The 20,659-nt window shown below is 62.1% G+C and carries 20 protein-coding genes; 3 read left to right on the forward strand and 17 right to left on the reverse strand.

All coding sequences use genetic code 11. The features are described 5' to 3' along the window. Nucleotides 1–7: 7 nt before the first annotated feature. From lspA to gloA, 8 genes are all read right to left on the reverse strand, one after another. Nucleotides 8–556 (reverse strand): signal peptidase II, encoded by a 549-nt coding sequence (lspA, locus tag ACWF8S_RS14520; protein WP_447529931.1) that lies wholly within the window; start codon nt 554–556, stop codon nt 8–10. Continuing rightward, a complete protein-coding gene (ileS, locus tag ACWF8S_RS14525) occupies nt 549–3,380 on the reverse strand; it encodes an isoleucine--tRNA ligase (protein ID WP_447554101.1) in 2,832 nt (943 codons plus the stop codon). The genes lspA and ileS overlap by 8 nt, the downstream gene beginning before the upstream one ends. Before the next feature lie 8 nt (nt 3,381–3,388). After that, nucleotides 3,389–4,468, reverse strand: a complete 1,080-nt coding sequence (gene ribF, locus ACWF8S_RS14530; protein ID WP_447554103.1) for a bifunctional riboflavin kinase/FAD synthetase — start codon at nt 4,466–4,468, stop codon at nt 3,389–3,391. 127 nt (nt 4,469–4,595) lie between these two features. Next, entirely contained in the window at nt 4,596–6,167 is a 1,572-nt protein-coding gene (gene murJ / locus ACWF8S_RS14535; protein WP_447554105.1) for a murein biosynthesis integral membrane protein MurJ, read from the reverse strand. An 85-nt stretch (nt 6,168–6,252) separates the two neighbouring features. Continuing rightward, the gene (gene rpsT, locus ACWF8S_RS14540; RefSeq protein ID WP_009097974.1) at nt 6,253–6,519 is read right to left on the reverse strand and encodes a 30S ribosomal protein S20; all 267 of its coding nucleotides are present in this window, start codon (nt 6,517–6,519) and stop codon (nt 6,253–6,255) included. A gap of 245 nt (nt 6,520–6,764) precedes the next feature. Next, complete coding sequence (cysQ, locus tag ACWF8S_RS14545) at nt 6,765–7,595, reverse strand: 3'(2'),5'-bisphosphate nucleotidase CysQ (RefSeq protein WP_447554106.1); 831 nt, start codon at nt 7,593–7,595, stop codon at nt 6,765–6,767. Nucleotides 7,596–7,602: 7 nt separating this feature from the next. After that, complete coding sequence (locus tag ACWF8S_RS14550; RefSeq protein WP_447554107.1) at nt 7,603–8,058, reverse strand: META domain-containing protein; 456 nt, start codon at nt 8,056–8,058, stop codon at nt 7,603–7,605. 14 nt (nt 8,059–8,072) lie between these two features. Beyond that, the gene (gene gloA / locus ACWF8S_RS14555; RefSeq protein WP_447554109.1) at nt 8,073–8,513 is read right to left on the reverse strand and encodes a lactoylglutathione lyase; all 441 of its coding nucleotides are present in this window, start codon (nt 8,511–8,513) and stop codon (nt 8,073–8,075) included. Nucleotides 8,514–8,729: 216 nt separating this feature from the next. Between gloA and ACWF8S_RS14560 the strand changes: the two genes are divergently transcribed. Further along, nucleotides 8,730–9,806, forward strand: coding sequence for a metal-dependent hydrolase (locus ACWF8S_RS14560; protein ID WP_447554110.1), 1,077 nt, complete (start codon nt 8,730–8,732; stop codon nt 9,804–9,806). 1 nt (nt 9,807) lies between these two features. Here ACWF8S_RS14560 and ACWF8S_RS14565 read toward each other — a convergent pair whose 3' ends face one another. From ACWF8S_RS14565 to ACWF8S_RS14580, 4 genes are all read right to left on the reverse strand, one after another. Further along, entirely contained in the window at nt 9,808–10,521 is a 714-nt protein-coding gene (locus tag ACWF8S_RS14565) for an MliC family protein (RefSeq protein WP_447554111.1), read from the reverse strand. A 28-nt stretch (nt 10,522–10,549) separates the two neighbouring features. After that, nucleotides 10,550–11,059: a DUF3087 family protein gene (locus tag ACWF8S_RS14570; RefSeq protein ID WP_447554113.1), complete on the reverse strand. Its 510-nt coding sequence runs from the start codon at nt 11,057–11,059 to the stop codon at nt 10,550–10,552. A gap of 77 nt (nt 11,060–11,136) precedes the next feature. Then, nucleotides 11,137–12,201 (reverse strand): 3-deoxy-7-phosphoheptulonate synthase, encoded by a 1,065-nt coding sequence (locus tag ACWF8S_RS14575; RefSeq protein WP_447556605.1) that lies wholly within the window; start codon nt 12,199–12,201, stop codon nt 11,137–11,139. A gap of 15 nt (nt 12,202–12,216) precedes the next feature. Continuing rightward, the gene (locus tag ACWF8S_RS14580; RefSeq protein ID WP_447554114.1) at nt 12,217–12,372 is read right to left on the reverse strand and encodes a hypothetical protein; all 156 of its coding nucleotides are present in this window, start codon (nt 12,370–12,372) and stop codon (nt 12,217–12,219) included. Nucleotides 12,373–12,581: 209 nt separating this feature from the next. Between ACWF8S_RS14580 and ACWF8S_RS14585 the strand changes: the two genes are divergently transcribed. Then, a complete protein-coding gene (locus ACWF8S_RS14585; RefSeq protein ID WP_447554115.1) occupies nt 12,582–12,806 on the forward strand; it encodes a hypothetical protein in 225 nt (74 codons plus the stop codon). Here ACWF8S_RS14585 and ACWF8S_RS14590 read toward each other — a convergent pair. Genes ACWF8S_RS14590 through rho form a run of 3 tightly spaced genes read right to left on the reverse strand, consistent with a single transcriptional unit; the run spans nt 12,782 to nt 16,423 of the window. Next, nucleotides 12,782–13,579 (reverse strand): FAD-binding oxidoreductase, encoded by a 798-nt coding sequence (locus ACWF8S_RS14590; RefSeq protein ID WP_447554116.1) that lies wholly within the window; start codon nt 13,577–13,579, stop codon nt 12,782–12,784. The genes ACWF8S_RS14585 and ACWF8S_RS14590 overlap by 25 nt on opposite strands. 45 nt (nt 13,580–13,624) lie before the next feature. Then, a complete protein-coding gene (gene ubiD, locus ACWF8S_RS14595) occupies nt 13,625–15,121 on the reverse strand; it encodes a 4-hydroxy-3-polyprenylbenzoate decarboxylase (protein ID WP_447554117.1) in 1,497 nt (498 codons plus the stop codon). A gap of 42 nt (nt 15,122–15,163) precedes the next feature. Then, nucleotides 15,164–16,423: a transcription termination factor Rho gene (gene rho / locus ACWF8S_RS14600; RefSeq protein WP_447554118.1), complete on the reverse strand. Its 1,260-nt coding sequence runs from the start codon at nt 16,421–16,423 to the stop codon at nt 15,164–15,166. A gap of 433 nt (nt 16,424–16,856) precedes the next feature. On the opposite strand from rho, the gene ppx reads away from it, so the two are divergent. Continuing rightward, complete coding sequence (ppx, locus tag ACWF8S_RS14605) at nt 16,857–18,392, forward strand: exopolyphosphatase (protein ID WP_447554119.1); 1,536 nt, start codon at nt 16,857–16,859, stop codon at nt 18,390–18,392. 35 nt (nt 18,393–18,427) lie between these two features. Here ppx and tilS read toward each other — a convergent pair whose 3' ends face one another. Continuing rightward, nucleotides 18,428–19,699 (reverse strand): tRNA lysidine(34) synthetase TilS, encoded by a 1,272-nt coding sequence (gene tilS / locus ACWF8S_RS14610; protein WP_447554120.1) that lies wholly within the window; start codon nt 19,697–19,699, stop codon nt 18,428–18,430. Continuing rightward, a complete protein-coding gene (locus ACWF8S_RS14615) occupies nt 19,680–20,636 on the reverse strand; it encodes an acetyl-CoA carboxylase carboxyltransferase subunit alpha (protein ID WP_447554121.1) in 957 nt (318 codons plus the stop codon). Before ACWF8S_RS14615 ends, tilS begins: the two co-directional genes overlap by 20 nt. Nucleotides 20,637–20,659: the final 23 nt, after the last annotated feature.

A 20,659-nucleotide genomic window follows, 5' to 3' on the forward strand; every position in this document is an offset into this window, starting at 1 on the left:
CTTCTCGCTATTGGCTGCTTTCGTGTAACGCGGCTTTCTTGCGTCGCCGATCGCCCATGATTGATTCCCAGATTAGCAGGGCGGCGCCGATCACGATGCCCATATCCGCCACGTTGAACGCCGGGTAGTACCAGCCCGCCACGTGAAAGGACAAAAAGTCCACCACGTAACCGTGGATCAGGCGATCATACAGATTGCCCAGCGCCCCGCCGATGATCAAGGGAAGCGCTACGGCCAAAAGCCTCTCGTCCCGGCGGATGCGCGAAAGCCAGATCGTCAGCCCCACACTCGCACCCACGGCGATAAGGGCAAAGAACCAGCGCTGCCAGCCTGGGTGGTTGGCCAAAAAACTGAAGGCCGCCCCAAAGTTATGCATCAAACGCAAATCGAAAAAGGGCAGCACGCGTAACGGCTGATTATAGTCGAGCAGATGACTCATCGCGTACTTGCTCGCCAGGTCCAGCGCGATGACCGCCACCGCCAGCCACAGCCAGCGTAGCGGGCGGTGCATGGGCGGTGGGCTTGCAAGCGGCGCCTTCGGCGCGGCCTCAGGCATAGCGGCGGACCTCGCCCGGGCCATCCGGCAGGTTCAGAATCGAGCGCTCGCAAAGGGTCGGGTGCTCTGGATGGCTGCCTACGTCCGGGCGGCGCTCCCAGCTGCGCTCGCACTTCTCATACGGGCTCGGTATCACGGCGACTTTCAGCCCTTCAAGTTCGCTGTGGGCGCTGGCGTCGGCTTCCTCCAGCGGTTTGAGCGTGGCCTCGGACGTGATCAGCACGAAGCGCAGCTCGTCGCCCAGGCTTTCCAGCAGCGTACGGTATTCGTCGCTGACATAAAGCGTCGCTTCGCTATCCAGCGACCCCTTGATGGTGCCTTCGCCCCGCGCCTCTTCCAGACGCTTGTTGACCGCGTGCTTGACCTCCATGACCTGCTCCCAGAACGCCCGGCCCATCGGCGCGTCGTCGTTAAGCGCCGCCAGTCCTTCGTAATAGGTCTCGAGCAGCACGCTATCGCCGCGCTCGCCGGGGATGTGCTCGAAAATCTCTTCGGCGGTGAAGGAGAGAATCGGCGCGACCCAGCGGGCGAGCGCTTCGATTACGTGATAAAGCGCGCTCTGGCAGCTACGCCGGGCCAGCGAATCCGCCTGGGTGGTGTACTGGCGATCCTTGATGATATCCAGGTAGAAGCCGCCCAGGTCGCGGGCGCAGAAGTCGTGCACCTGCTGGTAAACGTCGCGGAAACGGTACTCATCAAACGCCGTCTGGATACGCCCTTGAAGCTGCGCAGTGCGGTCCACGATCCAACGATCTAGCGCAATCATGTCGTCAAAGGCGACCATGTCGCGGTTTGGCTCGAAGCCGGTCAGGTTGCCCAGCAAGAAGCGCGCGGTATTACGGATACGCCGGTAGACATCGGCGGTGCGCTTCAATATCTCATCAGACACCGCCATTTCGCCGGAGTAGTCCGTCGAGGCGGTCCACAGGCGCAGAATGTCGGCGCCGAGCTTGTCCATCACCGTTTGCGGGGCGACCACGTTGCCGATCGACTTGGACATCTTGCGCCCCTGAGCATCCACGGTGAAGCCGTGGGTCAGAAGCTGGCGGTACGGCGGGTGGCCGTCGATCGCCGAGCCGGTCAAGAGCGACGAATGGAACCAGCCGCGGTGCTGATCCGAGCCTTCCAGATAAAGATCCGCCCGCGGGCCGGATTCGTGGCCGTGGGGGTGCGAGCCCCGGAGCACGTGGCGGTGGGTGGTGCCGGAGTCGAACCACACATCCAGGGTGTCGGAGATCTTGTCATAGTCGTCGGCCTCACTACCCAGAAGCTCGGCGGCCTCGAGGCTGAACCAGGCGTCGATACCGCCCTCTTCCACGCGCTTGGCGGCTTCTTCCATCAGCTCGACGGTGCGCGGGTGCAGCTCGCCGGTCTGCTTGTGCAGGAAAAACGGAATCGGCACGCCCCAGTTACGCTGGCGCGAGATGCACCAGTCCGGGCGGTTGGCGATCATGCTGTGCAGTCGCGCCTGGCCCCAGCTGGGAGTGAAGGCGGTAGCCTCGATCCCCTCGAGGGCTTTCTGGCGAAGGGTCTTGCCGTCACGGCCTTCGATATCCATGCCCACGAACCACTGGGCCGTGGCGCGGTAGATCACCGGCGTCTTGTGGCGCCAGCAGTGCATGTAGCTGTGGGTGATGGGCTTGTGCGCCATCAGCGCGCCGGCCTCATCGAGTGCGGCGACGATGTTCGGGTTCGCTTTCCAGATCATCTGCCCGCCGAACATCTCGAGGGCATCGACGTAGACGCCGTTGCTCTGCACCGGGTTAAGCATATCGTCAAAACTCATGCCGTAATCGCGGCAGGTGTTGAAGTCATCCACGCCGTAAGACGGCGCGGAGTGAACGATGCCGGTGCTGCCGACGTCACTCTCGACGTAGTCCGCCAGATACACCGGCGACAGGCGATCATAAAGCGGATGGCGGAAATCGATCAGCTCAAGCGACGCCCCTTTCGCGGTGGCGATGACTTCGCCTTGCAGGCCGAAACGCTCCAGACAGCTCTCGACCAGCTCTTCGGCGAGCAGCAAAAGCCGCTCGCCGGTGTCGACCAGCGCGTAGGTGAACTCGGGGTGCACGTTCAGCGCCTGGTTGGCCGGGATGGTCCAGGGCGTGGTGGTCCAGATAACCACGGCGGCGGGCTTTGAAAGCGAATCCAAACCGAAGGCCGCGGCCAGCTTGTCGGCGTCTTCGACCGGGAAGGCGACGTCGATGGCGTCGGACTTCTTGTCCTGATACTCCACTTCGGCCTCGGCCAAGGCGGAGGCGCAGTCGAAGCACCAGTTGACCGGCTTCAGCCCCTTGAAGACGTACCCCGCGTCGACCATGTCGGCCAGCGCCCGGATCTCGCCGGCCTCATTGACGAAATCCATCGAGCGGTAAGGATGGTGCCAGTCGCCGATCACGCCCAGGCGCACGAAATCGGTGAGCTGGGTTTCGATCTGGGCACTGGCGTACTCGCGGCAGAGTTCGCGAGCTTTTTCCGGCGACAGGTGTTTGCCGTGGGTGGTTTCCACCTTGTGCTCGATCGGCAGGCCATGGCAGTCCCAACCCGGCACGTAAGGGGCGTCGAACCCGGCCAGGTTCTTGGACTTGACGATGATGTCCTTGAGGATCTTGTTGACGGCGTGACCGATATGGATGCTGCCGTTGGCGTAGGGAGGGCCATCGTGCAGCACGAAAAGCGGCGCGCCGGCACGGGCATCGCGCAGGCGCTGGTAAAGGTCCATGTCCTGCCATCTGGACACCCGGCCCGGCTCCTGCTTGGGCAGCATGCCGCGCATGGGGAAGTCGGTTTCAGGCAGATTGAGCGTGTGCTTGTAGTCCATAATCCGGTTCAGCCGTCGTTAGCATCGGCGTGGTCCGCCGAAGGGGAATCAGAAGAAGCGGCCTCGCGCCCAAGCGGGGCCGAAGCCAGCCAAGCATCAAACGCGCCGTCTTCACCGGGTGCGGTTGATGCGTGAGAGGGGGTATCCGTAAAAGCGGCGTCCGTCACGGCAAAATAGCGCCGCGCTCTCGCCTGGTCACGCTGAATCTGCGCTTTCAGCGCTTCGAAGTCGTCAAACTTCACCTCGCCTCGAAGCCGTGCGCAGGGGTAGACCTTCAGCCGCTGACCGTAGAGATCTCCCGAGAAATCAAGCAGATGCACTTCCAGGGTCGGGCGTTTGGCGCCGACGGTCGGGCGAAAGCCGACGTTGGCAACCCCTGGGTAGCGTGCACCGTCTTCAAGCTCGGCGATGACAGCAAAAACCCCGCGCAGCGCCAGGGGCTGGGACAGCAGCGGCAAGTTCGCCGTGGGCGCGCCAATGGTGCGTCCTAGCTGCTGGTCGCGTACCACGCGTCCGCAAAGCGAATAGGACCGGCCCAGCAAGCGCCTGGCGGCGGCGAAGTTGCCACTGGCCAGCATCGTGCGCACTCGCGTGCTCGAGACGCGCTCATCATCGAGGGAAAAGGTGCGGGTGTGCTCCACCTCGAAACCCTCGACATCGCCCACGGTTTTCAGCAACTCGAAATCGCCTTGCCGATCGCAGCCAAAACGAAAGTCGTCTCCCACCACCAGGTGCTTTACCCCCAGGCCTTCGATCAGCACCTGATCGATGAACTCACGTCCGGTCAAGCTTCGAAGTGAATCATTGAAGGCCAGACAAAGCACCCGATCGGCACCGTGCTGGCCTAGAAGACGCACTTTTTCGCTCAGCCGGGTCAGCCGTGGCGGAGCCTGCTCGCCGGCGAAGAACTCCCGGGGCTGAGGCTCGAACACCACCACCGTCAGCGGTACATCAAAACGCACGGCGTGCTCGCGGCACTGCTGCAAGATCGCCTGATGGCCACGGTGTACGCCATCGAAATTGCCGATGGTGGTCACCGAGCCGCGCTCGGCAGCGCCTAGATTGTGCAGACCTCGTATAACGTGCATGGCCCCTCTTCAATTAAAGCGTGCCAGTCAAAGCGTGGGTGAAGGCGTTATATGATGCGATAAGGCCTTTGATTATAACGAACGCGTCCTGAAGGTGCAGTCACGTTGCGGCGCTTTTGTGTCTCGGTCAACTCTGAATCCTGAAGTGGCGAAGCCGGAGCCCCCAGGCGCCCAGCCAGGCAAAGTAAAGCCCGCCGCCCAGCACGACAAGCCCCAGTACCCAACCCACGCGCTGCCACAGGCCAAATGCCAGCCACGCTTGCCACTCCGGGGCCATGAAATAGAGCGCGGCGGCCATCAAGGTGCTGCCACCTATCAACTGCACCGCGTAGCGCCCCCAGCCCGGCTGGAACACCAGCACTTTTTCGCGGTAGAGCAGATACCCCAGAAGCCCGGCGTTCAAGAATGCCGAAAGCGAGGTGGCCAAGGCGAGCCCCGCGTGGGCCAGCGGCCAGATCAGTATCAGGTTGAACACCATGTTGGCGACCATGGCAAAGATGCCCACCTTGACTGGCGTGCGGGTATCCTGGCGGGCGAAAAACCCCGGCGCCAGCACCTTGATCAGCATGAACGCCACCAGGCCCACCGCATATGCCCGCAGGCTCATTGCCGCCATCTGGATGTCGTTGTCGGTCATCGCCCCGTAGTGAAACAGGGTAATCAAAAAGGGCTCGGCCAGCACGACCAGTGCAAGAGCCGCCGGCACGCCCAGCAGCAGCACCACGCGAAGCGACCAGTCCAGCATCATGGCGAAATGCTCGCTGGACTTTTCGGCGTGACGCTTGGAAAGCGCCGGCAGGATCACCGTGCCGATCGCCACGCCGAACACGCCCAAGGGCAGCTCTACCAGACGGTCCGAGTAGTAGAGCCAGGAGACGCTGCCCGCGGCCAAAAGCGAGGCCAGCACCGTATCCAGCAACAGGTTGATCTGCGAGACCGACACACCGAAAAGCGCCGGCGCCATCAGCTTTAAGATGCGCTTCACCCCGTCGTGGGCGAAGTTGGGCCAGGGCGTGGGCAAGAGCCCCAGACGGTAGAGAAACGGCACCTGGAAAGCGAGCTGGGCGCAACCTGCGACCAGCACGCCCCAGGCCAGCGCCATGGCGGGCTCTTCCATCAATGGCATCAAGAAGAGTGCAGCGCCGATCAACGACAGGTTCAAGAGCACCGGCGTGAAGGCCGGCACGGCAAAACGGTTCCAGGTATTGAGCACACTGCCGGAAAAGGCGGTCAGCGAAATCAGCAAGAGGTACGGGAAGGTCAGGCGCAGCATATCCGCCGTCAGTGCCAGCTTTTCCGGATCGCGACCAAACCCCGGTGCGAACACCCAGATCAGCCAGGGTGCGGCGAGCATGGCAAGGGCGGTAATCAGCGCCAGTAATGCCGTCAAGCTGCCCGCCACGGCATTCAAGAGCTCACGGATCTCTTCACGGCTTCGCTGTGTGGAGTACTCGGAAAGCACCGGCACGAAAGCCTGATTGAAGGCGCCCTCGGCAAACAGCCGTCTCAAAAAGTTGGGAATCTTGAAAGCGACGAAAAACGCATCCGCACCATTGCCTGCGCCGAGCAACATCGCCACCACCACGTCACGCACCAGCCCCATGACGCGCGAGAGCATGGTCATGGCACTGACTACCAGCCCCGAGCGCATCAGCCCACGCTTGGCAACCGGTGTGTGTCGGGAGGAGGTGTCGGTCATTGCATTATCCGTAGGGTCTGGCTCACAAGGTCTATTCAGGCACAAAAAAACCGGCCGTAGCCGGTTTTTTCAAGACGCTGCCGGCTTACGCTGCCAGCGCTTTAATTCGCTTGTTCAAGCGGCTTTTCAGACGTGCGGCTTTCTTCTTGGAAAGAACGTCCTTGTCGGCGATGCGGTCAACGACCGGCTGCATCACCTTGAACTCTTCCATCGCCTTGCCATGGTCACCGGTGTTGATCGCTTTGATCACACGCTTGATGTAGGTGCGGACCATGCTGCGCTGGCTGGCTTTCAGGACACGACGAGTCTCGGCCTGGCGGGCGCGCTTGCGAGCTTGCTTGCTGTTCGCCACTGGTATCTCCTTGGAGAATAAGGTTGCCCTTGAGGCAACGAATTGACTATGTGTTTGTCACTTGCGTGCTTGTCACGGGACGTTTGCCGAAACGCTCGCGCCCCATCATGACATTTCCGTAACAACCAATTGATTTGGCAGGCGTTTATGCTCTGCCAAAAAGTGTAACGCGCAGTTTTGAGACTGCCCGTCCACGGGTCTTGTCTGAGAGGATGGCGTAGTCTATCACGCGTGGGCCGGCCTTGCTAGCGCTTGTCAACCGCCGCTTGCGGGTCGCCCCAGACAAAAAAGCTGGGGTTGAGCACCTGTCCGGGCGTCGAGTAGTTCAATGCCTCGCCGGCCTGATCGACCACGCATCCGCCGGCCTCTTCCACCACGACCTGGGCGGCGGCGGTGTCCCAGAGGCTGGTCGGCCCGAAACGGGGATAAACGTCGGCCGCACCTTCGGCGACCCGGCAGGCTTTCAACGAGCTACCCAGTGGCGTTACCCGATGCGGGCCCAGCGCGTCGAGCCAGGCCATTAGACGCGAATCCTGGTGGGAGCGGCTCCCCAGCACGCGAAAACTGTCTTGCGGGCCGACCGCTTTACTACGTATGGCCTGCCATAGACCTTCGTCCTGCACCTTGAACGCGCCCACACCTCGCGCGGCCAGGTAGCTTACATTCAGTGCCGGAGCCACCACCACGCCCAGCACCGGCGCGCCTTGATGGATCAGCGCGATGTTTACCGTGAATTCGTCGTTTCGCTTGATGAATTCCTTGGTGCCGTCCAGCGGATCGACCAGCCAATAGGTGCACTCAGGCCCCGGGCCGTGAAAGCGTTCCACACCCTCCTCGGAAAGCACCGGGACCTCGGGGGTCAAACGCTCGAGCGCCTCGACGATCACCGCGTTGGCCCGCGTGTCGGCCTCGGTCAGCGGGCTGTGGTCAGCCTTGAGCGCTACAGTGATCGATCGTTGATAGACCGCCATGATGACCCGGGCGGCGCCTTGGGCAATGCCCCACACCGCCTCGAGTCGAGGCCTGTCCACATTGGGCATGGGTGCCTTCGCGGGGTTGTGTTCAGCTTTATTCACGGATCGCCTAGTTGGCCTTGCGCCAGCCGCCAAGTACCCGGCTGTCCGGGCCAAAAAAGACTACCCGGTCATGATCGATCAGGTAGCGGTAGGCGGTTTCAAGCATGCCGGTCACGCGCTTGGCGTCGCCAAGCTCGGCGCAGCCCATGCGCGTGGTGGACAGCTCGCCCACTTCGATGCGCTGGCTCTCGCCCAGGCTGACGTTGCCGTTGAAGTTATTACAGCCGTCGTTGCCCGAGATACGTCCATCCCGGCCGATCTGGAAAAAAGCCGTCTGGGGCATGGCGAGGCGCTCGTCGGTGCCGACCAGCAGAAGATTCCAGCGGGGACCGACCAGCGGCCCGGAAAGCTCGCCGCCACCTTGTGATACCGGTGCACGGCTTTGCGGGCCCGGGTCGCTGGCGCATGCGCTCAGCAAAAGTGCCGCGCTCACGGCCAGGGCACTAAAGAAACGTCTTTTCACCTGCCTCTCCCTAGTTACCAGCTGCCGCTGTTTTCCATTGAAGCCCAAGGTTCTTGAGGCGCCAGTGCATCGCCTTTTTGCAAAAGCTCGATGGAGATGCCGTCGGGGGATTTCACAAACGCCATGTGACCATCCCGCGGTGGGCGGTTGATAGTGACGCCGGCTTTTTGAAGCGTATCGCAAAGCGCGTAGATATCGTCTACCCGGTAGGCGAGGTGTCCGAAATTGCGCCCGCCGTCGTAGGTTTCCGGGTCCCAGTTGTAGGTCAGTTCAAGCTCCGGGGCGCTCAGGCGCTCGGAACGCTCGGCATCTTCGGGTGCGGCCAGAAAAATCAGCGTAAAGCGGCCTTTTTCGCTCTCCTTGCGGCGCATCTCCTTCAAGCCCAGCAGATCACAGTAGAAGTTGAGCGAGGCATCTATATCTTTGATGCGCACCATGGTGTGTAGAAACTGCATGAAATTCCCTCTCTTGAGAACGCTTGGCTTTAAGAACAGTTGGTGTCACAGGACATTAATGGGAACAGAATAGCCTCGATTCGGCAATCCATGAAGTAAAGTGGTACGCATTGTTGCAGCGCCCACCTTATACAAAATCGTTATCAGGCTAACCGGCAACCACGCCACCGTATAATGCTACATTGACTGGATCTGAACATCCGTTAAGGAAATGCCGTGGATTCGATTACCCAAGCCGCCCTGGGCGGGGCTGTGGGCGGTGCCTTGCTGGGCCGTCGTCTTGGCCGCAAGGCCGTCTTGATAGGCGCCCTTCTAGGCACCCTGCCCGATCTGGATGTAGCGCTGGATTATGGCGACGCCATCGCCAACGTGACCGAACATCGAGGGTTCAGCCATTCGCTTGTCGTGCTGACCGGCCTGGGTAGCCTTCTGGCCTTGTTCAGCTGGCGCTTTACCCCGGCCCGAGTTTCGTTTCCCCGCTGGTGGCTCTTTTTCACCCTGGCCTTGGTGACTCACCCACTGCTTGATGCCTTGACCACCTACGGCACCCAGCTTTTCTGGCCGCTGGACACGCCTCCCGCGGCCTGGCCAATCATCTTTATCATCGACCCGCTTTACACCCTGGCACTGCTGGGTGGATTGCTTGTGGCGTGCGTTTCCCGCCGAGTGGTCCACTACTGCGCGCTCGGACTTATCCTTTCAAGCCTTTATCTGCTGATGGCGGCGGGTATGAAGTGGTCCATCGAGACGCGTCTGGCACCGGCACTTGAGGAGAGAGGGCTCGAGGAGGCGCCGCTGATCGTTCAACCCACCCCGTTCAACATTCTGCTGTGGCGGGCCACGGCGGTGGAGAACGAGCGCTACCATGAAAGCCTGATCAGCGTGTTTGACGATGATCAGGCGCCTATTATCGAGACCTTCCAGCGCCAGCAGGCGCCGCTGGAAGAGGTCGCACTGTCAAGCGTGCTGGGCCAGCGACTCACCTGGTTCAGCGGCGCCTTTCTGCGCTATGAGATCGAGTCCATTGCGGGAGTGGAGACGTTGATCGCCACCGACCTGCGCCTGGGATTTCCAGGTTTTCATCCGTTCAACTTCACCCTGGCCACCCGCGAAGACGGTCAGTGGCGCCCGGTTGACACAAGCGAGCAGCGCCCCACCGAAAGAGGCTTGAGCCTGGAGGCGCTCGCCAGACTGGTAAGCCGCGCGGCGGGCAATAAAAGTGCGCTGTGTGCAAGCGACTTCATCACGCCGGAGTGGCGCGCGGCCGATACGGCCTACCCATGCCGGCCCTAGGCTAGTTCGGCGCGATACCCTGCCCGCACCCGCTATACTGCTCACCCTGGTAGGTGAGGGTCACCCGGGCGGGAAAAGGCGCATCACTGGCCGAATCAAAACAGGCGCCGGCATCGATACGCACCCTGAAGAAGGGCTCGACATCGCCGCTTTCCAGTACCACCCGGCCGGCCTGGTTATCCAGCACGCTGATCACGTAGGGCAGGCGCTCGGCCGAACTGGTGTCGGCCTGCAGGGTAAGCACCGGCGCGTCGTGGGCAAGCGCCACCTGCCACTCGGGGGCCGTCCCCTGGCCCTTGAACATCACGCCCGGGTGCTCGGCGCGAGTCATCGCCGCCCGCGCCCCTGCCGCCTGGCACTGAAGCTGCCCGCGCGGGGTTTCCACCAACGCGCTGTCACCGCGCTCCCAGAAGCTGATCTCGCCATCCTGATAGCGCGCGCCGCTGGCCACCACCGCCTGGGGCAGACGCCAGGCACCGTGCAGCGACCAGAGCCGCAGCGTCTGATCGTTGTTCGCGCTTACCAGGTGTTGGTTGGCGGGCTGGCAGTGCCAGGCCCTGAAGTGCTCGGCGCTGCCGGGAAAAAAGGCCGAAGGCATCAACGGCGCAGCACTGCTTGACGGCGCGCCCTGCGGGGGGCTTGAAGCCGCGCAGCCGGCAAGCCAAACGCCCAGGCAGGCGCCACCTAGTGCCTTGAGCGATCTTGAATCGAGCATGAAGGTTCCCTTAACGCTTTTTTATGGGTTAGCCACGCGTAAACGCGCTCAAATCATGGGGGTCGAAGACCGTTACTCTATCCGGCAGCGCCAGCGCTTCTCTACGCGTCAGCACGCGCTCTTGTTGTACCTGGCGCGCGGGGTCGCGCTGGCGGCGATTGTTGAGCGCGGCAATCTGATCCACCCCCGCATGATAGAAGCTTAAAATATCAAGCGCGGCGCGGTTGTCCTGATCCATCGCGCGCTCGAGCGATGGGTAATACCCCTGGATTTGAGAAAGATGATTCTTGAGCTGCCAGATATAGCGGATCTCCGCCATCCAGGGGCGCTCCTTGAGGCCCGCGAAAAGCGCGCTGGTCGCCAGAAGCCCCAGCACGATACCCAGCGCGTGGGCCCAGAAGGTGTTACCCAGCGCCGAGCTCAGCAACAACGAAAACAGCATGCTGAAAATGACCAACTGAGCCACCATCACCACGCTGATCATGCGCGCCTTTCGCCGGTAACGATCGGGGTCTTGCTCTTGCAGGGTAAAGGCCATGGCCATCTCCGATTAAATAGCGCCTATCATACGGGGGTGGCCGGGCCTTACAAGCGCTCTATTTTAACGCTCAAGCGTTACTCGCCGGCCACCCGCTCGGCCGCCGTTTTCAGCAGATGCTCGGTGGTCTCCCAGCCCACGCAGGCATCGGTGACCGAGACGCCGTAGCGCATCGCGCCGGGCTTTAACGCCTGCTTGCCTTCAAAGAGGTGGCTTTCCAGCATCAGCGCGACCAGATTCGTCTCGCCGGTACGGCGCTGGGCCAGCACGTCCAGCATGACCTCGCTTTGGCGACGATGATCCTTGCGCGCATTGGCGTGGCTGCAGTCCACCATCAGGCGCGGGTTCTGCCCCGCCTCTAGAAGCTGACGCGTGGCTTGTTGCACGTGGCGGGCCTGGTAGTTGGGTTCGTCGTGACCACCGCGCAGCACCACGTGGGTGTGGGGGTTGCCGGCGCTTTGCTGCATGACCGGACGGCCCTGATCGTCTTGGGCAAAGCGCTGGTGACGATGAGCGGCCGCCTGCATGGCGTCGATCGCTACCTGGACATCGCCGCTGGTGGCGTTTTTGAAGCCCACCGCGACGCGCAGGCTGCTGGCAAGCTCGCGGTGAAGCTGGGATTCGGTGGTACGCGCGCCAATCGCCACCCAGCTTAAAAGGTCTTCAACGTAAGGGGCGAGCATGGGCTGCAAGAGCTCGGTGGCCACCGGCAGCCCCCGGGCGGCAACCGCGTGCATCAGCTCGCGCGAGCGGGTGACGCCGCGCGCCATGTCGCCGGTGCCGTCCAGGTCCGGGTCGTAGGCGAGGCCTTTCCACCCCACGGTAGTACGCGGTTTCTCCACGTAGACCCGCATGACCGGCAAAAGCTGATCGCTCACTTCTTCGCTCAAGGCGGCCAGGCGGTCGGCGTACTCGAGCGCGGCGTCCGGGTCGTGTATCGAACAGGGGCCGACCACGACCAGCAGGCGTGAATCCTCGCCGGCCAGAATACGCTGCACCGCCTGGCGCTGGCGGTCCAGCTGTCCGGCCAGGGCGGCGTCGACGTTGATGCGTCTTGAAAGCTCACCGGGAAGCGGCAGGGGTTTGCGGTCTTCGGTGCAGGCGCTCTCCAGGGTAGGTTCGGCGGCACGTGCTGCGGTCATCGAGGCATTCATGGCTTAACTCTCATTCATCAAAGGACATCGGTTATTCACAGTGCCACCCATGACGGCCCGGTCGGAGGTGGCTGCCTGTACCGACCGCGCGCCGCTAAATCGCCAGCCATAGCCATAACCTTGAGTCAAGGCAGCAAAAGCAACGGCGAAATAGGTCATGATGAAACTCCTTGATGAACGTGTCGTGAAATCCAGACGGTGCTTGTTTTCAAACGCCGCTGAAACGCAAAAGCCCCGGCTGGGTTACCAGCCGGGGCTTTTCTTTCGGCAGGCAACCTGTGCGGTATGCCTGCTGGCTTGACTAGGCGTCAGCCCGCGGCATACCGGAGCTAAACCAATAAAAGCCATAACCCGACGCGCCCACGACCATGCCTGCCGCCAAAAGGGGCATGGGCGAGGTCATCGGTACACGGGGTGAAAGCGTCATGGGATTACCTGTTCAGGCCAAGCCGGAAAGTGCCAATGCCTTTATCCTGCCTGCATGTGCGAAAAATAACAACCGTCTCGTCCGTGAAACGCCCCTGCCCGGCAAGCGGCCCGGCACAGACCGCCGAAACTACGCCGCTACCTATCTGGCCGGACGCGGGGCGTAGGCAAACACGTCCGAGAAGAGCCGGTCGGGGCTCACGCCGTGCTCTTCCAGCACATCCACGCAGGCATACACCATGCCCGGCGAGCCGGAAAGATAGACATCGCACTCGCCCACCGCGACAGGTTCGCCTTCGATGGTCAGGCCAGGCAAGGCGCTTTCGAGCACGTCGGTGATGCGCCCTTGATAGTGGGCGATACGCGGGCTATCCGCGAGCGGCTGGTCCAGCGCAAGCTCGGTGACCGCATGGAAATGAACGTTGTCGAAACGCGCGGCCCACTCGCTTGCCAGGTATTCAGCGTACAGATCGCGATGTTCGCGCGCCGCCCACCAGATAAACACGGCCCGACTCGGCTGATCGATGAGCACCGCTTCCACGATCGCCTTCATCTGAGCAAAGCCGGTACCGGCCGCGATCAACAAGAGCGGACGTTCGCTTTGCACATCCAGCACGCACTCCCCGCCCGGCATGCGAATGGTGAGCTCGCCGGAAAGCGTCAGAAGCTCGCGCAGCCGGGCGGAGTTGTCCCGCTCCGGGCGGTGCTGAATGTGCAACTCGATCACGCCATCATTGCGCCCGGCGCTGGCAATGGAAAACGGCACCCAGGTGTGCTCATCGAGCTTGAGCTCAAGATACTGCCCCGGCAGGTGATTGATCGCCTCTGGGTCGCCTTCAAGTGTCACGCCGAGCACGTCAGGGCTCAGGTCATTGATGTCGGTAATCCGGCAAGTGATCGTTTGACGCCCAGGCGTCGGCGTTAGCGCCCTTGTGCTCATGAAAGCCTCTTTTGAAAAACCTGAATACTCGTACGCGAAAACGCGTCAACCGCCGTGACGGGAGGCGGGAAGCTCGATGCCGATGCCCAGCGACTCCCAGCGCTCGTCGACCCGGGTCTTTACCGCCTCATCCATGACGATGGGCGTGCCCCATTCGCGGTCGGTTTCACCGGGCCACTTGTTGGTGGCATCGAGCCCCATCTTGGAGCCCAGCCCCGAAACCGGGGAGGCGAAATCGAGATAGTCGATCGGAGTGTTCTCCACCATCACGGTGTCTCGAGCCGGGTCCATGCGCGTGGTGATCGCCCACATCACGTCTTCCCAGTTGCGCGCGTCCACATCGTCGTCGAGCACGATCACGAACTTGGTGTACATGAACTGGCGCAGAAAGCTCCAGACCCCCATCATCACGCGCTTGGCGTGGCCGGGGTACTGCTTTTTCATGGTCACCACGGCCATCCGGTAGGAACACCCTTCCGGCGGCAGATAGAAGTCGACGATCTCGGGGAACTGCTTGTTGAGAATGGGCACGAAGACTTCGTTGAGCGCCACCCCCAGAATCGCCGGCTCATCCGGCGGGCGGCCGGTATAGGTCGAGTGATAGATGGCATCCTTGCGCTGAGTCATGCGCGTGACGGTGAAGACCGGGAAGTGATCCACCTCGTTGTAATAGCCGGTGTGATCACCAAAAGGCCCCTCGGCGGCCATGTCGTCCGGGTAGATGAAGCCTTCCAGGATGATTTCCGCCGAGGCGGGCACCTCTAAATCGGCGTGATGACAGGCGACAAGTTCGGTGCGTGAGCCGCGCAAGAGCCCGGCAAAGGCGTACTCGGAAAGCGAATCCGGTACCGGCGTCACCGCACCCAGAATGGTCGCCGGGTCGGCGCCCAGCGCCACGGCCACCGGGAAAGGTTCGCCGGGGTGGGCTTTCTGGAATTCCTGGAAATCCAGCGCCCCGCCGCGGTGGGAAAGCCAGCGCATGATCAAGCGGTTCTTGCCGATCTTCTGCTGGCGATAGATGCCCAGGTTCTGGCGCTTCTTGTGGGGGCCTTTCGTGATGACCAGCGGCCAGGTCACCAGAGGGGCCGCGTCGCCGGGCCAGCAGTGCTGGATCGGCAGGCGGTCGAGGTCGACGCCGTCGCCTTCGAACACCACCTCCTGCACCGGGGCGCGCTTGACGGTCTTCGGCCCCATGCTCATGACCTGCTTGAAGATGGGCAGCTTGTCCCAGGCATCCTTCAAGCCCTTGGGCGGGTCCGGCTCTTTCAGAAATGCCAGGAGCTTGCCGACTTCGCGCAGCGCCTCGACAGACTCCTGGCCCATGCCCAGCGCCACCCGATGGGGCGTGCCGAACAGATTCCCCAGAAGCGGCATGTCGTGGCCTTTCACGTTCTCGAAGAGCAGTGCCGGACCACCGGCGCGCAGCGTACGATCACAGATCTCGGTGATTTCCAGATACGGGTCCACTTCCACCTGGATCCGCTTCAGCTCACCGCGCGCTTCGAGTGCGGCGATAAAGTCGCGCAAGTCATTATATTTCAAAGCTTTCCCCCGTGGTGTTACCCGCTCGCCACGCCTTGATACCTAGCGGCGCTTCATCGCCTCGAAAAACTCAAGATTGGTCTTGGTGTCCTTCAGACGATCGATCAGGAACTCCGTGGCGGCGGTGTCTTCCATCGGGTTCAAGAGCTTGCGCAGAATCCACATGCGCTGCATCTCGTCTTCCGAGGCCAGGAGGTCTTCACGGCGGGTGCCGCTGCGGCGAATGTTGATCGCCGGGAAGACGCGCTTTTCAGCAAGCTTGCGGTCCAGATGCGCTTCCATGTTACCGGTACCCTTGAACTCTTCGAAGATGACTTCGTCCATCTTGGAGCCGGTATCGACCAGGGCCGTGGCGATGATCGTGAGGCTTCCGCCCTCTTCGATGTTACGGGCCGCCCCGAAGAAGCGCTTGGGCTTTTCGAGCGCGTGGGCGTCGACACCCCCGGTGAGTACCTTGCCGGAGCTGGGTACGACGGTGTTGTAGGCACGCGCCAGACGGGTGATGGAGTCGAGCAGGATGACGACATCTTTCTTGTGCTCGACCAGACGCTTGGCCTTTTCGATGACCATCTCGGCGACCTGAACGTGGCGCGCCGGCGGCTCGTCGAAGGTGGACGCCACCACTTCACCACGCACGGTGCGCGACATTTCGGTCACTTCCTCCGGGCGCTCATCGATCAGCAGGACGATCAGATGGCATTCGGGATTGTTGCGCGTAATGGACGTGGCGATGTTCTGCAGCATCAGCGTCTTGCCCGCCTTGGGCGGTGATACCAGCAGACCCCGCTGACCTTTACCGATCGGCGCGGTCAGATCGATGATGCGCGCGGTCAGATCTTCCGTGGAGCCGTTACCGATCTCCATGCGCAGACGATCATCCGGGAACAGCGGCGTCAGGTTCTCGAAGAGAATCTTGTGCTTGGCGTTTTCCGGGCGGTCAAAGTTGATCTGGCTGACTTTCAATAACGCAAAGTAGCGCTCGCCCTCCTTGGGTGGGCGGATTTTACCGGAGATCGAGTCGCCCTTGCGCAGATTGAAACGACGAATCTGTGACGGCGACACATAGATGTCGTCCGGCCCGGCTAGATAAGAGCTGTCGGCGCTGCGCAGAAAGCCAAAGCCATCCTGAAGAATTTCCAGCACACCGTCACCGTAGATATCCTCACCGCTTTTAGCGTGCTTTTTGAGGATAGCGAAGATGATGTCCTGCTTGCGCGAGCGAGCCAGGTTGTCGATGCCCATTTCGCGGGCGATATCGAGCAGCTCGGGAACGGATTTTTGCTTGAGTTCAGTGAGATTCATCGGTGTGTTAGAAACTTGCTCATGGAAGCTGGGCGCGAGCGCCGGGAATAAGATAGGAGGCGTGGACATTCCGCCGAGTGGTGCGTTCAGATCCCGCTTGATAGGTTGAGCGATGGCTAACTCTATTCACGCCGCAGGCGCAGGTTATGCTCAACTTGAAGGTGCTTGAAAACTGTTTAGCTTGATCCGCTCAGGAATGAGAGCATCAACGGGTTCTGACGACTTGGAAATCCGGCCAGTCAGCGTTTCCAAACTGAAGTTTTCGAAATGACGTTTTCGATTCAATGTGCTTGTTCGAGATAACCAACAAACCAGTTTGGATCAGGCCAGTAGCCCGATGGTAGTCAAGCCCCGCGATAAACGCAAGCCCTTGGCAATTGACAACGGCTCACCAGCCACGCAACCTTGCCTTAGCCCACTGGAAGGATCGCTCATGCTAAAGGATGTTTCACCCCCCGACACCGACCCGACCCCTGTCATGGACAGCGCCGAGCCGATACGACTGGCCGCCATCGACCTGGGTTCGAACAGCTTTCATCTTCTAGTGGCCAACTATTATAACGAGCGTCTTCAAGTGGTGGCACGCCAGGGCGAAAAGGTTCAGCTGGCCGCGGGTCTCGATGACAGCGGCTACCTCAGCGAGCCCGCCATCCAGCGCGCGCTTGATTGTCTTGCCCGCTTTGCGCCCTTTCTGACCGATATAGAAGCGACCAACCTGCGCGTGGTGGGCACCAACGCCCTGCGCGACGCCACCAACAGCCAGGATTTCATCGAGCAGGCCGAAGCCCAGCTGGGCTACCCGATCGAGATCATCGCCGGCCGTGAAGAGGCGCGCCTGATCTATCTGGGCGCCGCCCACGCCCTGGCGGAAACCGGCCGACGACTGATCGTGGACATTGGCGGCGGCTCGACAGAACTCATCATCGGGGAGGCGTTCGAGCCCAAGGCGCTTGAGAGTTTGCGCATGGGGTGCGTGACCTACTCGAGCCGCCACTTTCCCGATGGCGAACTGACGGACAAGCGCATGCGCCGGGCCGAGCTCGCCGCGCTTTCCGAGCTTGCCAACATCCAGCGCCCCTACCTGCGCCTGGGCTGGGAGGATCCGGTAGGCTCGAGCGGCACCATCAAGGCCGCCGCCAGCGTGCTCTACGCCTACGGGGATACTCCCGAGGAGGGACTGATCACCCGCGCCGGACTTAAAAAGCTTCGCGAGCGGCTGATCAGGTGCAAGTCACTCGACAAGGTGGCACTCGAAGGCCTGAAGGCAGACCGTGCCCGGGTCTTTCCCGCCGGCATCGCGATCTTGAGCGCCATCTTCGAAGCCTTCGACCTCAAGGAGATGCGCTTTGCCGACGGTGCGCTGCGTGAAGGCGTGCTGTATGACATGGTCGGGCGCAATAGCGCCGAGGACACCCGCGCCAAGACTCTGACCACCCTGCAGAGGGTTTACGAGGTGGATACGCGTCAGGCCGATAACGTGGCGCTCACTGCCAAACGGCTGTTTGATCAGGTCAAACGTCCCTGGCGGTTGACCCGCGAGCAGGGTCACTGTCTACAAAGGGCTTGCCTGGTACACGAAATCGGCCTGGCGATTTCCCATAGCCAGTTTCATCGCCACGGCGGCTATCTGCTCGAACACTCCGACCTTGCCGGTTTCTCCCGTCCAGAGCAGCAGCTTCTGGCTCATCTGGTGCGTGCTCACCGGCGCAAGTTTCCGCTCAAGGAGTGGCAGGCCCTGCCCGCCGCCCTGCGTGACTCAAGCGCCAAGCTTTCCCGCCTGCTGCGCCTGGCGGTGCTGATCAACCACTCCCGCCCGGAAGAGGCGCCGGCCGTGCCGACGCTTGGCGCCAGCGAGCAGACGCTGACGATCACACTACCCACCAGCGACGAACCGACACTGTTAAGCACCGACCTGGAGCAGGAGCAGGCCTATATGCAGGCGGCCGGCTTTGCGTTGAAGCTGGTATAGGAAAAGACGTTGCGACGTTACAGGCTTTCAGGCGCTCACGCTGGACTGAATGCCGCTCCGCGGGCTTCGAAGAGCACCGTACCGGGGCCGCTCAACGCCCCCAGACAGTGCTCGCCCTGCATCACCACGATCACCCGACTGCGCTGCCAGGGCGGCACACCCGCCTCTTGAAGCAGACGCTTGAGATCGCGCCGGCCCCGCCCGGCAAGCTCGATCATCTCCCCCCCCTGGCGAAAGCGTAGCGTTACCGCCCTTTTCGGGTTGAGCGCCACGCTCAGCGCTCCCAGCGGAGTGGCCACGCCAGCCTCCCCGTTCCACGCGCTTTGCCAGGCGGGCAGGGGCTTTAGAGGCGCCATCACGTAAAGCCGGTCTTGCCATACCCGGGCCTCGCCACCGGGCCAGATGAGTTGAACCTGGGCGTCCGGGGCGGCGTTCAACTGATTCAACAGGCTTTCCAGCCGGGCCCTGGGCAAAGTGGGCAGCGCCAGCGACTGACATAGGGTGCGCACCAGCAGACGCTGGCGGGCGGGCGAATACGCCTTGAGCGCAGAAGCGTCCACGCATCCCGGCCCCCGTGCAAGCGCCTTCAGGTCGTCTGCGGCGTACTCGGCAAGCAGCGTATCGGCCTCACCGGCCAGAGCCGCGCTCTGGGCAAGCGATCCTGCGGCTTGTGGCCAACGGCCGTGCAGCGCAGGCATGATGACCTGGCGTAGACGGTTGCGATCAAAGGCGGTGTCTTGATTGGAGGGGTCATCGCACCAGTGCAGATCAAGCGCCTGGGCAGCGTGTTCCAATGCCGTACGCTTGACGCTCAGCCAGGGACGCAGGAGCGTCAACCCCTGCCACTGGCGCCGGTAGGGCATCGCGGCCAACCCCCGCACGCCGCTACCGCGCAGGGCGCCCAGCAAGAACGTTTCGGCTTGATCGTTCTGGTGCTGGGCCAGCCACACGCTATCAGCCTGAGGGATATGGGCCTTGAACGCCTGGTAACGCGCCTTGCGCGCGCCGGCCTCCACGCCTTCGTCTCTGGTCTGTACCTGCACGGCTGCCACGTGCAAGGGCACGTCAAGACGTTGGCAAAGCCATCGGCAGTGCGCTTCGAACGCCCCCGCCCCTTGCTGCAGGCCATGGTTGACATGCAAAGCCATAAGCGGCCTGCCCGCCTGGCGGCAGACCTTCGCGGCCAGGGTGAGTAACAGCGTGGAGTCGAGCCCGCCGGAAAGCGCCACCCAAACACAACGCCCCGGCGGAGTATGCGCCAGGGCGTCGCTCAAGAGCCGTTCAAGTTCAGGCGCTGGGCGCGCCATAGCTCATCAAGCGCTCGTAACGCCGCTCCAGAAGCGCGTCGGTATCCATGCGCTTTAGCCGCTCCAGGCTCTCGACCAGCGCCTGCTTGACCCGCTCGCCGGTCGTCGCCGGGTGGCGGTGGGCGCCGCCCAGCGGCTCCTTGATCAGCTCATCGACAAAGCCAAGCTCCTTCAGGCGCTCGGCGGTGATGCCCATGGCCTGGGCGGCTTCAGATGCCTTGTCGGCGCTTTTCCACAGAATGGAAGCGCAGCCTTCCGGCGAGATCACCGAATAGGTGGAGTACTGCAGCATGTGCAGTTCGTCGCACACGCCGATGGCCAGCGCCCCGCCGGAGCCGCCCTCGCCCACCACGGTGGAGATGATCGGGGTTTTCAGGCGCGACATTACCGCCAGGTTATAGGCGATCGCCTCGGATTGGCCGCGCTCTTCAGCGTCGATGCCGGGATAAGCGCCGGGAGTATCGATGAAGGTGAGCACCGGCATCTTGAAGCGCTCGGCCATTTCCATCAGCCGACACGCCTTGCGGTAGCCTTCCGGACGCGGCATGCCGAAGTTGCGGCGCACCTTCTCCTTGACGTCACGGCCTTTCTGATGGCCGATCACCATCACCGGAGCATCGTCAAGGCGCGCCACACCGCCCACCAGGGCCGCGTCGTCGGCGAAGTTGCGATCACCGTGCAGCTCGTCGAAATCGGTGAAGATCGAAGTGAAGTAGTCCAGCGCGTAGGGGCGCTGGGGGTGGCGCGAAATCTGCGAGACCTGCCAGGGCGTCAGATCCTTGAAGATCGATTCGGTCAACTTGCGGCTCTTCTCTTCAAGCCGGGTGATTTCATCGGACAGATTGACCTGGTTGTCGGAGCTTACCAAGCGCAGCTCCTCAATTTTCGCCTGAAGCTCTGCTATGGGCTGTTCAAAATCGAGATAGTTAGGATTCATCGGCTCTGCCTGTAAGCTGCCTG

The sequence above is a fragment of the Vreelandella xerophytica genome (genome assembly GCF_968048975.1).

Coding starts and splice junctions, on each gene's coding strand:
- lspA (WP_447529931.1), bottom strand. CDS start 556: ATGCCTGAGGCCGCGCCGAAGGCGCCGCTTGCAAGCCCACCGCCCATG.
- ileS (WP_447554101.1), bottom strand. CDS start 3,380: ATGGACTACAAGCACACGCTCAATCTGCCTGAAACCGACTTCCCCATG.
- ribF (WP_447554103.1), bottom strand. CDS start 4,468: ATGCACGTTATACGAGGTCTGCACAATCTAGGCGCTGCCGAGCGCGGC.
- murJ (WP_447554105.1), bottom strand. CDS start 6,167: ATGACCGACACCTCCTCCCGACACACACCGGTTGCCAAGCGTGGGCTG.
- gloA (WP_447554109.1), bottom strand. CDS start 8,513: ATGCAGTTTCTACACACCATGGTGCGCATCAAAGATATAGATGCCTCG.
- ACWF8S_RS14565 (WP_447554111.1), bottom strand. CDS start 10,521: ATGCTCGATTCAAGATCGCTCAAGGCACTAGGTGGCGCCTGCCTGGGC.
- ACWF8S_RS14570 (WP_447554113.1), bottom strand. CDS start 11,059: ATGGCCTTTACCCTGCAAGAGCAAGACCCCGATCGTTACCGGCGAAAG.
- ACWF8S_RS14575 (WP_447556605.1), bottom strand. CDS start 12,201: ATGACCGCAGCACGTGCCGCCGAACCTACCCTGGAGAGCGCCTGCACC.
- ACWF8S_RS14580 (WP_447554114.1), bottom strand. CDS start 12,372: ATGACCTATTTCGCCGTTGCTTTTGCTGCCTTGACTCAAGGTTATGGC.
- ACWF8S_RS14585 (WP_447554115.1), top strand. CDS start 12,582: ATGCCTGCCGCCAAAAGGGGCATGGGCGAGGTCATCGGTACACGGGGT.
- ACWF8S_RS14590 (WP_447554116.1), bottom strand. CDS start 13,579: ATGAGCACAAGGGCGCTAACGCCGACGCCTGGGCGTCAAACGATCACT.
- rho (WP_447554118.1), bottom strand. CDS start 16,423: ATGAATCTCACTGAACTCAAGCAAAAATCCGTTCCCGAGCTGCTCGAT.
- ppx (WP_447554119.1), top strand. CDS start 16,857: ATGCTAAAGGATGTTTCACCCCCCGACACCGACCCGACCCCTGTCATG.
- tilS (WP_447554120.1), bottom strand. CDS start 19,699: ATGGCGCGCCCAGCGCCTGAACTTGAACGGCTCTTGAGCGACGCCCTG.
- ACWF8S_RS14615 (WP_447554121.1), bottom strand. CDS start 20,636: ATGAATCCTAACTATCTCGATTTTGAACAGCCCATAGCAGAGCTTCAG.